The sequence below is a fragment of the Patescibacteria group bacterium genome (assembly GCA_034659915.1).
Lineage (GTDB): Bacteria > Patescibacteriota > WWE3 > JAUXAW01 > JAYEID01 > JAYEID01.
The window spans coordinates 1-13,239 of record JAYEID010000013.1 but is presented as its reverse complement, the minus strand read 5'-3'; the positions used below and the strand labels follow the sequence as shown (position 1 = coordinate 13,239).

Genomic DNA, 13,239 nt, shown 5'->3' with positions numbered 1-13,239 from the left:
CAACATAAACGCACGACGCTTGTCCACCAAAAAGGCAGGGTCGCCGTGCCAATATATTGTTCCGCAAAATTTCAACGTAAAAGTTTTTGTTGGGGGAAAATAACTAAATATTCGCGTGCCCGGAAGAAATCTCGTTCTCATTATCAAAAGTTGTCCCGTGCGATTCGAAGATGATTGTAACCATGAGTTAAGTATACAAAAAAAGGGCGAGGAGCGCCCTTTATCAATTGATAAATTTAGTGAGACTCAAAAAGTTCGGTTCCGATTTGTCGGAAGCAGAACTTTTCGCAAGTCGAACTAATCCTGAGCAAAGTCGAGGGATCCACTCCTCTTTACTTCTCTCCCGATTCAGCCTCCTCACGTCGGCGCTTGTGCATATCTAAATAAGCCTCACCATAAGGAAAGTCCCATTCTCTGAATTTCTCGCAAGGGAAATCTTCACAGTCTCGAGGACAATAGGAAACTCCACGCTCCACAGCGCATTTGCAAACCAAACACAAGACACCTTTACCATTCCAATTGGATTCTACTTTCTCTTTTGCTCGTTTTTCTGTTCCGGAACTACAAAAACACCCAAGTTTTTCATGTAACTCGCAAGCGCTGCAGCAAATACCGCACGCCCCGACAATTGCATCTTTCATTACTCGTCTACAACTTCACCTTCCTTAACATCTTCGTCTTCGTCTTTCTTCTCATCACCGCCGGACATTCTTCCCTCCTCATCCGGTTGAACCCCACCCGGACTAGCTTGCTCACCACCCTGTGGTGAGCTTGTCGAACCATAAATCGCTTCTCCAATCTTTTGCAGCTCCTTAGAAAGAGCCTCGGATTTGCTCTTGAGTTCCTCGGGGCTGGCACTATCCAACATACCGCGAAGTTCTTCTACCATGCCTTTGATCTTTTCCTTTGTTTCGTCATCCACCTCATCACCTGCTTTTTCCAAAGCTTGCTCCGCTGTATAAGCTACATTATCTGCTTGATTGCGCGCTTCTGCCTTTTCCCTCTTTTTCTTGTCTTCCTCTGCATGTGCCTCAGCTTCTTGTTTCATTTTCTCCACCTCATCCTCAGTAAGCCCTGTTGCTCCTTTTACTTTAATTGATTGCTCCTTACCCGTTCCCTTATCTTTGGCACTCACTTCCACAATACCGTCAGCATTAATATCAAAAGTTACCTCGATCTGGGGAACTCCTCGCGGTGCAGGTGGTATACCGTCCAAGATAAATCGTCCTAAAGATTTATTATCTGCAGCCATTTCCCTTTCACCCTGCAAGACGTGAATATCAACAGAAGTCTGATTATCTGCTGCTGTAGAAAATGTTTTAGAAGCGGAAGTCGGAATAGTAGTATTTCGTTCAATCATTGGGGTTGTTACTCCACCTAAAGTCTCAATGCCCAGCGTCAACGGAGTAACATCCAAGAGCACAACATCTTCCACATCTCCCTTAAGCACCCCCGCCTGCACTGCCGCACCAACCCCTACCACCTCATCAGGATTCACTCCTTTATGGGGTTCCTTACCAAAAAACTCGGTCACCTCTTCAATAATCTTAGGCATACGCGTCTGTCCACCAACCAGGATTACTTCATCAATATCTTCCGAAGAAAGCCCGGCATCATCCAGAGATTTTTGGCAAGGATCAAAAGTTTTCTTAACTAAATCATCAGTAAGCTGCTCGAGCTTAGCACGGGTGAGGGTAATATCCAGGTGCTTGGGACCAGAATCGGTCATTGTAATGTAGGGTATGTTTACATTAGTTTCTTGTTTGGAGGAAAGCTCAATTTTTGCTTTCTCAGCCGCATCTTTAAGGCGCTGCATTGCTTGCGCATCTGTAGAAAGATCCACACCCTGTTCCTTTTTAAACTCTTCCAAAAGATAATCAATTACTCGATCATCAAAATCCTCCCCACCAAGAAAGGTATCACCGTTGGTGGAAAGTACTTCAAAAACTCCTTCACCAATTTCAAGAATTGAAATATCAAAAGTCCCCCCGCCAAGGTCATAAACTGCAATCTTTTGATTGCCTTTCTCAGCCAACCCATAAGCAAGACTAGAAGCTGTAGGCTCATTAACAATTCGCTTTACCTCAAAACCAGCAATCTGACCAGCCTCTTTGGTAGCGTTTCGCTGAGAATCGTCAAAATAGGCTGGAACGGTAATTACTGCTTCCGAAATTTCTTCACCCAAATAATCTTCGGCGTCGCGCTTCATTTTAGAAAGGACCATTGCGGAAATTTCCTGCGGAGTATATTCTTTCCCCTCCACCTTCACTACAGCCAAGCTGTTTTTTCCCTCCACAATATTATAGGGAACCATATCCATTGCCTTAGTTACCATATCATCACCAAACCTCCGACCCATTAGTCGCTTTATTGCGTAAATAGTGTTTTTGGGATTAACCAACATCTGGCGCTTTGCTTGCGCACCTACAATATTTTTCACAGGATCAACTACAGAAGGAGTTAAACGGTCTCCTTCCGCATTAGGAATCACCTTTGGCTGTCCACCCTCCATTACAGCCATAACTGAGTTCGTTGTACCTAGATCTATTCCAATAATCTTGGACATAATAATGTTTAAATACTAAATTCTAATACCTAAGCTCCAAATAATGTTTAATATTCTTTTTTGGAGCTTCGAATTTATGATTTCGAATTTCCTACCACTACTCTTGCTGGACGTAATAATTTGCCATGTAAATTATACCCTTTCCGAACCACTTTGTTAACAATTTTTTTCTCTCCCGCCGCAGGAGAAGCCCCTGGGGCTTCTTTGGCCGCAGCCCCAGGGGCTGGGGAACCTGCCTTGCCAGCAGGCAGGTGCGGCGACTGAGTTTCCCCAGCGGTATCTTCCCTTTGAACACCTTCCATAACGCTTGGATCAAACTCCTTTCCTTTAACATCAATCTCCTCCAAACCCGCCTCCCTTAAAACCTCTTTTAGCTTACTCAAAATCTTCTCATATCCCTCATCGTCACTTTTTTTCACAGCTTCCTCCAAATCGTCCAGCACTGGTAAAAGTTTTAAAATAAGGTCGCGATTAGAAAACCGCACCAGAGTTTCCCTTTCTTTAACAACGCGCTTTTCGAGGTTACGGTAATCCGCCAACGCCCGCTTCCACTTCTCTTTGTAATCAACTGTTTCTTGCTGCTTCTTTTCTTTTTCGTTTTGGTTCTGTTTTTCCTCATTCATAAATCTTCAAGACTTCAATAGCATCAAAAGAAAAACTCTCCCTCAAAACCATTGAATCTATTGAAACCACTGATACCATTGAGGCCGGCTTTGCCAGCTCTAAAATTTGTCATTTGGATTTTGTCCGCCAGCCGGCGGGTTGTAATTTCTGCTTCTGAGCAGCCTACCAATTACCACCAAACTCCTCGAGAAGTGTGCTCATATACCGCACACGGGGAAATATCTTAGAATACTGCATCCTACTTGGACCAAGAACACCTACAGTCCCTTGCTCACCACCAGTTTGAAAACGAGAAAATACCATTCCACAAGATTGCAAACTATCGAGATCCAACTCCGTACCAATTAAAGTATTCACACCTTGGTCCGCCACAACTTTAGAAAAAAGTTCCGAAATTAACTCCTTCTTGTCCAAAAGGTGTAAAACAGTTCGAGTAACATCAATATCAAAAAATTCCGGGTGGTCAAGTATATTAACAGCTCCAGCATGATAAAACGAATCTCTAACCTTAATCATAGCCAACAATTTAGCACTATCAGCAAGAGCTCGTACCGCCTCCTGAAAAAGTGTGTGTTTCTTAAAACGCTCAGGCCAAAGCCGTTGCTTAATTGAAACTTCTTCAATAACTGGAAGCTCTTCTTCCTCCAAAAGCTCGCTTATATATAAACGATACCCCATAGTGGTGGGTGTGCGCCCAGCGGAAGCGTGCGGTTTCTCCAAAAGACCCTCTTCAATCAGACACACCATCTCATTCCTAACTGTTGCAGGAGAAATATCCAAATCATAACGATCAACCAAAGTCTTTGAACCTACTGGTTCCGCTTCCCTAATATACTCTTGAACCACAGCACTAAGAAGTTTTTGTTGTCTTTCTGTCAGATCAGAAACAGCCATTGGAATAAATTTCAAATTCCCAATTTTAAATTATAAATTAAATTGGAACTTCTAATTTCATATTCAGGATTTTTCTCTCTAGCACTATTTTATTAAGAATGATAATGAGTGTCAAGAAGAAGCTTATAAACCTCTTCATTAAAGGAAATAAAAAAGGTGTCTGGAGAAACGGTCTCCCAAGACACAATGAGGGCTAATCCTTCAAAATTTCTCGAAAAGTATCTTTGGGCACAGAAACAGATCCAATCTGGGCAAGCTTTTCTTTTCCCTTCTTCTGTTTTTTTAGAAGTTTATCTTTCCGGGTTTGGTCTCCACCGTAAAGTTTAGCAGTGACATCCTTTCTCATAGCTGGGAGGTCCTCCCTAGCAATAACTCGGCCTTTAAAAGCAGCTTGCAAAGGTACAGAAAATTGTTTGCGAGGCAACACTTCCTTTAGCTTTTTTACTATCCTCCGCCCTATTTCGTAAGCTTTATCAGAAATGACAATTCTTGAAAATGGCTCGATTACTTCCTTGTTTACCAAAATTTCTAGCTTACCGGCATCTACAGGTTGGAACCCAGCAAATGCCCATTCCAAAGAAGCAAAACCAGAAGAAGCTGATTTCAGCGTATCGTAAAACTGAGAAACAATTTCGGAAAGGGGAATGTTAGCAACCAGTTTTACCCTCTTCTCACCAATATGTTTTTGCTTTTCAAACTCTCCTCTAGCCTCGTCAATAAGTTTCATTACATTACCAATATATTCATAAGGAGTTATTATTTCTGCAACTACCCAAGGTTCTAAAATCTCGTCATACTTATCTGGAAGGTTAGAGGCGTTTTTAACTGTAAATTCCTCTTCCTGAGTTCGCACTTTATACTCTACTGTCGGAGCAGTAACAATAAGGTCTAGCTCATACTCGCGCTCCAACCGTTCTTTTACAATATCCAAATGTAAAAGTCCTAAAAGTCCCACCTCAAAACCCCTCCCCAAAGCTAAGGAAGACGTGGGCTTGTACTCCAGAGCCGCGTCGTTTAGCTTAAGCTTTCCCAAAGCATCTCGCAATTCTAAAAACTTACCTTTTCGAGTAGGGTATAAACCAGCAAAAACAACTGAGCGTGGCTCTTTATACCCCGGCAACGGTTCAATACCTCTCGCTTTTTTATTTCGAGTTTCAGATTTAAAATTTGTAACTGTGTCTCCTACCTGAACCTTTTTTATATCCTTTAAACCAGTAGCAATATATCCAACCTCCCCAGTTTGCAAACTTTCTACAGGTCGCATTTGCGGCTGAAAATAACCAAAAGCACGGGGAGAGAACTCCTGCTCAGAACCCATAAGGTGAAGTTGTTCTTCCTTTTCAGAGTTGGTTACAGATCCATCAACTATACGAACATTAGCAACTACTCCCTGATGTTCATCATAAAAAGAATCAAAAACTAAAGCCCGCAGCGGAGCACGGGCATCTCCTGAGGGTGCGGGAATTCTACTTATAATAGCTTCCAATACTTCCCGAGTACCTGTACCCTCCTTCCCGGAAGTAAAAATAACTTCATTTTCTGGAAACCCAAAATGCTCACACATTTCCCGAGCAATCTCTTCGGGATCAGCATAATCCAAGTCAACTTTATTAACTACAGGAATAAGCTTCAGCCCTAAATCTTGAGCTTTGTAAGCATTGGAAACAGTTTGCGCTTGGATACCCTGCGATGCATCAACCAAGAGAAGGGCACCTTCACAAGCAGCCAAAGAGCGCGATACCTCATAAGAAAAATCAACATGCCCAGGAGTATCGATAAGATTCAAAACATATTTACCATTTTCCAGCTTACACTTGTTATCTGAAATTCGGAATTTAGAACTTGGTGAAAACTTGTAAGTCACCCTTACTGCTTTCAGCTTTATTGTTATTCCTCTTTCCCTTTCCAACTCCATCTCATCCAGAACCTGCTTTTTCATCTTCCGTGGCTCAATGGTTCTTGTCTTCTCCAAAAGTCTATCTGCCAAAGTAGATTTTCCATGGTCAATGTGAGCAATAATTGCAAAATTCCGAATCTTCTGTTGATCAAGCTTTGTCATTACCTGAAAATATTATCATATTAAGGTATAGGTAGCTAAGAAGTGAGGATTAAACTCGAACACCTAAGCGCCGCAAGCGAGAAAGCAAATATTCCAAAAACAATTTTGTTTCTTTCACATCCAATACCCAAGTTAAGACCAAATACACAACCATCCCAAAAAAGCCTGCTATCCCAGTCAACAACACTAGTCCTAGCACGCGAGTTGTATCAAAAATCAACTTGTCTAGATAACGCATAGGCAAGTACAAAACTATTCCAGAAAAGAGAGTTGCCCAACCAATTTTTGTTACGGGCACGAACAACTTTTCCCGGTCAAAAGCGCCCAATCTCCTTTCCAACAAGATAAACAGCAAAACAGCTTGAAGAGCGCCGCTTACTGACAAAGCTAATGGGATTGCCCACACACCAAAATCCAAAACCTGAGTTAAAAGCCACGCCACAAATATCCCAAATGCTGTAAAAATTAAACTAGTATAAACAGGAGTTCTAGCCTCCTCTAAAGCATAAAAAGCACGCTTCAGAAGATGAAGAGCAGAATAAAAAACAATTCCCAGAGAAAAGAAAGCTACAGTATAACCAGTAAGAACAGTAGCTTTCCAAGAAAACCGCTTGGCACCAAAAGCCAACCGAACAGCTGGTATCCTTAGTACCAACAAAATAATAGCTGCAGGAGCTACCAAGAAAAATGTTTTTCGGAAGGATGAGGAAAATACCTCTTTAAACTCCTTTATCTTACCTGCACAACGATTGCGTGAAAGTGACGGCAATGTTGCCTGGGAAAAACTAACTCCAAAAAGCCCAATTGGTACAAGTTCCAAGTGTCGAGCAAAAGTAAGGACAGCTACATTAGAAACACTATCCAAGGTAGGAATAAGTGACGCCAAACTTACCTGCACAATCAGACTTAGCTTGTCTCCAAGTAAAGCTATCACTCTAGGTATAGTTATTCTTAAAACTCTTTTTACTCCGGGATGCATTAATCTTCCCCAAAAACTCCCAAAACTAAAACCGAATTTTACAGCTAAAGGAACTTGAATCGCAAAATGAAGAACTGCCCCAAAAACCATACCCCAAGCAGGACCCCAAATGCCAAGGCGAGGAGTTAGCAAGATTGTACCTAGCACAACCCCTAAATTGTAGAGAAAAGAAGCCAGCGCAGGAAGAAAGAACCTTTGAAAAGATTGGAGAACACTAGTTAAAAAATAACTTAAGACAAAGAAAAATTGAGCCAACGTCATTACCCGCACCAAACCGCTCATTAAGGAAATTTCCGTGGTATCAAAGCCAGGAGCAACCAACTTAGATATGGGCTTGGAAAAGATAAAAATTACTCCACCTAAAACAAAGAAAATTAACAAAGCAAGCCTTAAAACTGCCCCACCCATTTCCCAAGCCTCACTCCAATTGGATGAGTTGTTTTTACATATAAGACTAGAACCAAAATCATCAGCTTCTTCCAAGTAGTCAGTAAAAATTGGAATAAAAGAAGAAGAAAAAACCGCGGAACCCAAAATGTAAAAAATAGTATCGGGAATCTCAACAGCAGCCCAAAAAACACCTAACTCCGAACCAGCTCCAAAAAACCCGGTCAAAAGGCGGTCTCGAACCAAACCCAGAAACCGAGAGGCAAAAACTGTTAGCATAATAAAGAATGCAGCAGAAAGAATACCTGTCTCCCGACGCGTCAATAGCTTTTTCCCATTCTTTAAAAATTGGACAATCACAGCAAACCTTATGCTAGCATCCTATTGCGCAAGGGAGCAAGGAGATGATACACTACAAGTACCAAATCTCAAATAACAAGTTCCAAAAGTTTGTTATTTGTAATTTTGATTTTGGAATTTACTTGGTATTTGGATTTTAAAATTTGTAATTTGCCAACTGAAAGGAAGCCAATATGGCTCATCTCAAATCCAGCAAGAAAAGAGAACGTCAGACTGAACGTCGAACAAAGATAAACAGAAAGTGGAAGGACAAAATTGCCACACTAGCAAAGAAGGTTAGAAAGTCAGAACAAGGGAAAAAAATAGAGGAATCAAAAGAAGAATTGTTAATAAATGCCCAAAAAACTCTTGACAAAGCTGCTTCAAAAGGTGTAATCCACAAGAAAAAAGCTGCGCGACTAAAGTCGAAGTGGAGCAAGAAACTAAACAGTGCTAAAAGCAACTAGTATCTAGCATGTCAAACAATGCGTAAAAACCTGTCCTATGAGCATAAACCTAGCCCCTAGTCAAACTCTCGAAGAAAGTCCTTTTTGGAGCAAGTTCATTCACTGGTCCACAAATGTCGGTCGCTTAGTTATAATTGCCACCCAAATAGCAGTTCTTGCCGCATTTTTTGCTCGGTTCCTCCTTGACCGCCAAATTATTAATCAAAACGAAGAAATAAAAACAAAGAAAACAGTAATACTCACTACCCAAAGTCTAGAAAATAAATTCAAACAAACCCAAGATCAACTAAGTGCTATAAAACAAATCCACCAAAATAAGAACTATTACTCCGCAATACTTGAGGAACTTACGGGTAAAATACCGCCGGAAGTTTCCTTCACAAGAATTGCTACTAGCGAAGAAACCCTCCAAATAAAGGGTACTTCAACCACACCGCGAAATTTTGCCCATTTTCTCACTATGCTAGCAACCTCCGAAAACTTAAAAAGTCTAGCCTTGGAACAAGCAAGGATAAATGCTAGTGGGTCTCTCGATTTTGGATTAAGCATTAACCTTGCACCAGAAGCTTACCAGCGTAACAAATCTACCTAAAAAATGGCTAAATTTGCATGGAAATACAAAAGGAAATATTTTCGTCGCCAACAAAGAGAAGCCTACACCATGTTGGGACTAACCCTTTTATCCCTTATTATTTTTGGAATTTTTGCCATCCGCCCTGCTCTTGTCACTATAGTCAAACTAAAAAGAAAAATAAGCGAACAAAGAAAAGTTATAGAGCAGCTGGATCAAAAAATAAAAAATTTGTCAAAAGCACAATCGGAACTCTTGAAAATCCAAGCTGACTTGCCAAAGATCGAGAGAAGCTTGCCCTACGGTAAAAGCACGTCCCAATTACTGGAAAACCTTTATTCCACTGCAGAATTAAACCAAATGAAATTGGAGTACCTAAACTTTACTGCTGCAGAAAAAACTACAGTAAAAGTACCCAACAACAAAATAAAAGTAATGAAAGTTCCTTACTATCTACAACTGCGTGGGCCTTACACCTCATTTCTTAAATATCTCAACGAAACGCAAAATTCTCTCCGGCAAACCAACATCAAAACTCTAAATGCAAAAAGAGGCTATCAGACAGCACAAGAAAGCTACAACTTAGAGTTTGAATCTTTTTTCTATACCAATGAGTAAAGACTGGATAATACTTCTAACAATTTCTCTTTTTACCTCCTTTGTCTGGGTTGGTTTTGAAACTTACCAAACCATGACTGACTTAAAATTTGCAGAAATTGAAAGTGAGGAAGTAGAACCAATTGACCCTACCCTAGACCAAAAAGCACTGGAAATTGTAAGATCTATAGGAACAAGCCAAATACAAGAAGCCACAAGCAGTAGCCAATTCCGCGTACGCTAGCTACTGGAATGAACTTTCCTTATATCTTTAGCCTTTAACTCGAGGGACCTTTTACCGTTCCACTTATTCTCTAGTAAGGAGTAAACAATCCGCACCACATCCCCTAACTGCAATTTTGCCGCTTTGTGACCCATTCCAAAACCAATTACTTCAAAGCTAGCTGGAAGAGAATCATCATCTACAGCATCCTCAATTTCCTGGACAGTAATTTTTAAATGATTCCCATTTCTTCCTACAGCATCTACATTGGTAACACCACAAGTAGAAACAAAGGTTGGAGCAGGATTACTACATCCATAAGGCTTAAAAAGCTCAGTTGTTTGCCATAGACCCCAAGAAATACGGGAAGGGGGTATTTGCATATCAATAACTAATTCTGGCTTAAGATCCTCACCAGCCAGCATTCGCGAAGCTAGTTCCAAAAACTCTTTCTTAAATTCTTGGACCAACTCAGTCTTAATTGTAAACCCCGCAGCCATGGGGTGACCGCCCACCCCATCTAATAAGTGTTCCATCTCTCGCAAAGCTTCAATAATATTAAAACCAGACACTGACCGGGCAGATCCTTTAGAAACTTTTCCATTTTCCGAAATAGCTACAGAAGGTAAAGAAAATTCCCGACTCAGCTTGTTCGCCACAAGACCAATCACACCTTCGTGAAAATTTTGGTGGCTAACAACCAAAAGTTTATGTTCCTCTGCCAAAACTCTTGCTTCCTTCTGCGCAACACTAAGCATAGAATCTGTCTTATCTTGCCGCTCCCTATTAAGCCGATTCAACTTACGCGCTAATTGCCTAGCAAGTCCCCTATCAGTAGCGCAAAGCAGCCGCAAAGAATCCATTGCCGAAGCCAACCTACCAGCAGAATTTATTCGTGGTGCTAATAACCAACCTAGCTCATAAGTACCTATATTACCTTTTTCTACACCAGCCACATTCATCAGCTCTTGCACTCCGATGCAAGGACTCTCATTCAGCACTTCCAGTCCATACTTCACAAAGGACCGGTTCGCCCCCAAAAGCGGTTCCACATCCGCTACTGTAGCCAGCGCTACCAAACCTAACAAGCGTTCCGCCGCAGGGGCTGGAGAATGCGGCGGGTTCGATCTAAGTTCAACTAGTCGCCTTGCAATTAACCACGCAACCCCCGCACCACAAATCTTATCTGTCCAAAGAGTTGGAACCTTAGGAACATCTTCACTTTTTTGGTGGTGATCAGTAATCAGAACCTGCCAACCCATTTCTTGTGCCATGTTTATTTCCTTTTCCGCTGTAATCCCACAATCCACGGTAATTAAAAGTCCTTTCTGATCTTCATTTGTAATTTGAAATTTGTTATTTGTAATTTCTCGGAGGGATTCCTCCGAGATCCCGTAACCTTGCTCAAATCGGTCAGGAATAAAAGGTAAACATTTCTCATAACCCAAATAATGGTAAATAGTTTTCCAAAGAATAGCTGTAGCACACACACCATCAGCATCAAAGTCTCCGTGAATAATAATAGGCCTATCCTGCTCAATTGCAGAAAGAATAATATTCGTTGCTCTTTTCAAATTTTTAGAAGATAAACCAAAACTAGAAAGAGGTAAATCTGCAGGGCGGGATGGGTTTAAAAATTCTTTTCCAGCCAAATCATTCTCAATACCTCTTTGCTTCAAAAGTTCTTGAGTAATCCTACTTAAAAATTCCTCTTGTTCCAAACCTTTTACTTGGTTAAAAAAATCTTTATTTTTTATTTTCCAAACATAATGAGGCACAGAGCAATTTTAACACACACTAAAACATGGAACTTTTGAATTGAATTTGTCCTATATTATTGGTATAATTACGTGTATTGTTTGGAAACGGCATCAATAGAAGGAGAAAAGGTAAAATGATGGCACCAAATAAGTTCTGGTTTTGCGTAGCTGCCACAGCAATGGCAGCTGTACTTCTCGCCCTATCCTGGGGGCACGCCGCCCCAGAATGGCTGGAACCGGGAGCACGGGTAATCTGCCAGAAAAGCACTCTGGCAAAAACATACCCAGATCCCGAATTCAGTTTTGAGCCCTTGGCACCAAAAGTCAAAGAGGGTGCCACTCTCACAGTTACAGAGGGCAAAAACTGGCGGGAACGGGTGGGTTTGATTAGCCCCGAGTACTACGTGCTGGTGTCAAACGAGCACGGAGTTGAACTCGGGTATGTCCGGGAAGATTGCCTCGTCCCAACCGAGAACGGGTAGTCCCAGCACTGCCGAGGCTTTTGGTTTCTGTAAGGAATTCGCATCAGCGAATCCAGATAGTTACAGACTAACCAGAGCCTCGGCAGCCGTAAAGCAATAAAAACACTATTTTTTTACACGCTCACATATTCTCTTCTACATCCATACATAAAATATAGAAAATTAAGTAACCAATCCGCGTAAATTCGTTTTTTATTTGCGTTTAGCCGCGAGGTCTTTCCAGACAGTAAGAAGAGGTGCAGCAATAAAAGTGGAAGAATAAGTACCAAGAATTGTCCCAATAAGAAGAGCCACTGCAAACCACCGAATAGTTTCTCCCCCCAAAAGAACCAAAGAAAGAAGCATAAAAATAATTGTAAAAGAATCATTTAAAGCGCGGACAATGGTTGCGTTTATTGCTCTATTAACAATTCCGTTATACTGCTGAGTACTAACTGATCTCCCAAATCTTTTTGCTTCTTGCCGAATAGAGTTAAACACCACTACAGTATCGTGAACAGAAAGGGAAAGAGTGGTAAGAACAGCGGTAACAAAGAGAGTATCCACCTCCACACCCAAGAAGTAACCTAAAATAGCAAAAGACCCGACAAGAATAAGGCTATCGTGAAGCATTGCCAGTGCAGCACAAATTCCATACATTAAATCCTTAAACTGCCAAGCAGCATAAGCCATAATAAATCCAATTGCCAAAACAACTGCGATCAATGTCTTGGTTAAAAGTTCTCGTCCTAAAGTAGGCCCAACTGTTTCAAACCGCACAACACTTACCTCCCCAATCTTATCCCCCAATACCTTAACTAGCTTATTTTTCTCATCTTCAGTAATAGGTTTTAGTCTCATCAAGGCATTATTATCTCCTGCTTCTTGCACAGAAATTAGCTTATTCTCCAAATCCCCTAACTCTGTTTTTAAATTTGTAATTTGCAATTCGGTATTTTCTTGGAGCGAGAGCTCCAAAATGCTTCCCCCTGTGAAGTCAATGCTAGGCCTTAAACCCCAAAATCCTAAAGAACCAATACTAAGAAACAAAAAGATTCCAGAAATTAGAAAATAAATTTTTTTATATCGTAAAAAATCAATCACAATCTTATCTCCTAAAATCAACTAATAGAAAGCCCGGACCAAAGCCCTAGTAACTACTACCCCTGTAAACAACCCCACTAAGACTCCCAAAGCCAAAGTCAAAGCAAACCCACGTACCATGCCCGATGTGTTTAAAAGGCCCCACTCAAAGGGGTTAAAGAGCAAAAAACAGATTATAAGTGTATAAACATTTGCATCTTTAATTGCA

General features: G+C 41.1%; 14 protein-coding genes. 5 read left to right on the top strand and 9 right to left on the bottom strand.

Going from position 1 to position 13,239, the window contains the following annotated elements; translation table 11 throughout:
- Positions 1 to 332: 332 nt before the first annotated feature.
- From U9M98_01860 to murJ, 6 genes are all read right to left on the bottom strand, one after another.
- Complete coding sequence (locus U9M98_01860; GenBank protein ID MEA2020442.1) at positions 333 to 641, bottom strand: hypothetical protein; 309 nt, start codon at positions 639 to 641, stop codon at positions 333 to 335.
- Positions 641 to 2,566: a molecular chaperone DnaK gene (gene dnaK, locus U9M98_01855; GenBank protein MEA2020441.1), complete on the bottom strand. Its 1,926-nt coding sequence runs from the start codon at positions 2,564 to 2,566 to the stop codon at positions 641 to 643. Before dnaK ends, U9M98_01860 begins: the two co-directional genes overlap by 1 nt.
- Positions 2,567 to 2,640: 74 nt before the next feature.
- Positions 2,641 to 3,189, bottom strand: coding sequence for a nucleotide exchange factor GrpE (locus tag U9M98_01850; protein ID MEA2020440.1), 549 nt, complete (start codon positions 3,187 to 3,189; stop codon positions 2,641 to 2,643).
- 163 nt (positions 3,190 to 3,352) lie between these two features.
- Complete coding sequence (locus U9M98_01845; protein MEA2020439.1) at positions 3,353 to 4,084, bottom strand: hypothetical protein; 732 nt, start codon at positions 4,082 to 4,084, stop codon at positions 3,353 to 3,355.
- Between the two features lie 193 nt (positions 4,085 to 4,277).
- Complete coding sequence (gene lepA / locus U9M98_01840) at positions 4,278 to 6,143, bottom strand: translation elongation factor 4 (GenBank protein MEA2020438.1); 1,866 nt, start codon at positions 6,141 to 6,143, stop codon at positions 4,278 to 4,280.
- Positions 6,144 to 6,192: 49 nt separating this feature from the next.
- A complete protein-coding gene (murJ, locus tag U9M98_01835; protein MEA2020437.1) occupies positions 6,193 to 7,869 on the bottom strand; it encodes a murein biosynthesis integral membrane protein MurJ in 1,677 nt (558 codons plus the stop codon).
- A gap of 173 nt (positions 7,870 to 8,042) precedes the next feature.
- Between murJ and rpsT the strand changes: the two genes are divergently transcribed.
- The 4 genes from rpsT to U9M98_01815 are packed head-to-tail and all read left to right on the top strand — an operon-like array spanning position 8,043 to position 9,727.
- The gene (gene rpsT / locus U9M98_01830) at positions 8,043 to 8,315 is read left to right on the top strand and encodes a 30S ribosomal protein S20 (protein MEA2020436.1); all 273 of its coding nucleotides are present in this window, start codon (positions 8,043 to 8,045) and stop codon (positions 8,313 to 8,315) included.
- A gap of 37 nt (positions 8,316 to 8,352) precedes the next feature.
- Positions 8,353 to 8,907, top strand: coding sequence for a PilN domain-containing protein (locus U9M98_01825; protein ID MEA2020435.1), 555 nt, complete (start codon positions 8,353 to 8,355; stop codon positions 8,905 to 8,907).
- 3 nt (positions 8,908 to 8,910) lie between these two features.
- Complete coding sequence (gene pilO / locus U9M98_01820; protein ID MEA2020434.1) at positions 8,911 to 9,504, top strand: type 4a pilus biogenesis protein PilO; 594 nt, start codon at positions 8,911 to 8,913, stop codon at positions 9,502 to 9,504.
- Entirely contained in the window at positions 9,497 to 9,727 is a 231-nt protein-coding gene (locus tag U9M98_01815) for a hypothetical protein (protein MEA2020433.1), read from the top strand. Before pilO ends, U9M98_01815 begins: the two co-directional genes overlap by 8 nt.
- Here U9M98_01815 and recJ read toward each other — a convergent pair.
- On the bottom strand, positions 9,724 to 11,484 hold the full coding sequence (gene recJ / locus U9M98_01810) for a single-stranded-DNA-specific exonuclease RecJ (protein MEA2020432.1): 1,761 nt from the start codon (positions 11,482 to 11,484) through the stop codon (positions 9,724 to 9,726). The two genes, U9M98_01815 and recJ, sit on opposite strands and share 4 nt — an antisense overlap.
- A 116-nt stretch (positions 11,485 to 11,600) precedes the next feature.
- Here recJ and U9M98_01805 point away from each other — a divergent pair, with 116 nt between their 5' ends.
- Positions 11,601 to 11,948, top strand: a complete 348-nt coding sequence (locus U9M98_01805; protein MEA2020431.1) for a hypothetical protein — start codon at positions 11,601 to 11,603, stop codon at positions 11,946 to 11,948.
- Between the two features lie 192 nt (positions 11,949 to 12,140).
- Here U9M98_01805 and secF read toward each other — a convergent pair whose 3' ends face one another.
- Complete coding sequence (secF, locus tag U9M98_01800) at positions 12,141 to 13,052, bottom strand: protein translocase subunit SecF (protein ID MEA2020430.1); 912 nt, start codon at positions 13,050 to 13,052, stop codon at positions 12,141 to 12,143.
- On the bottom strand, positions 13,053 to 13,239 hold a 187-nt coding region (locus U9M98_01795; GenBank protein ID MEA2020429.1), incomplete at its 5' end, for a hypothetical protein.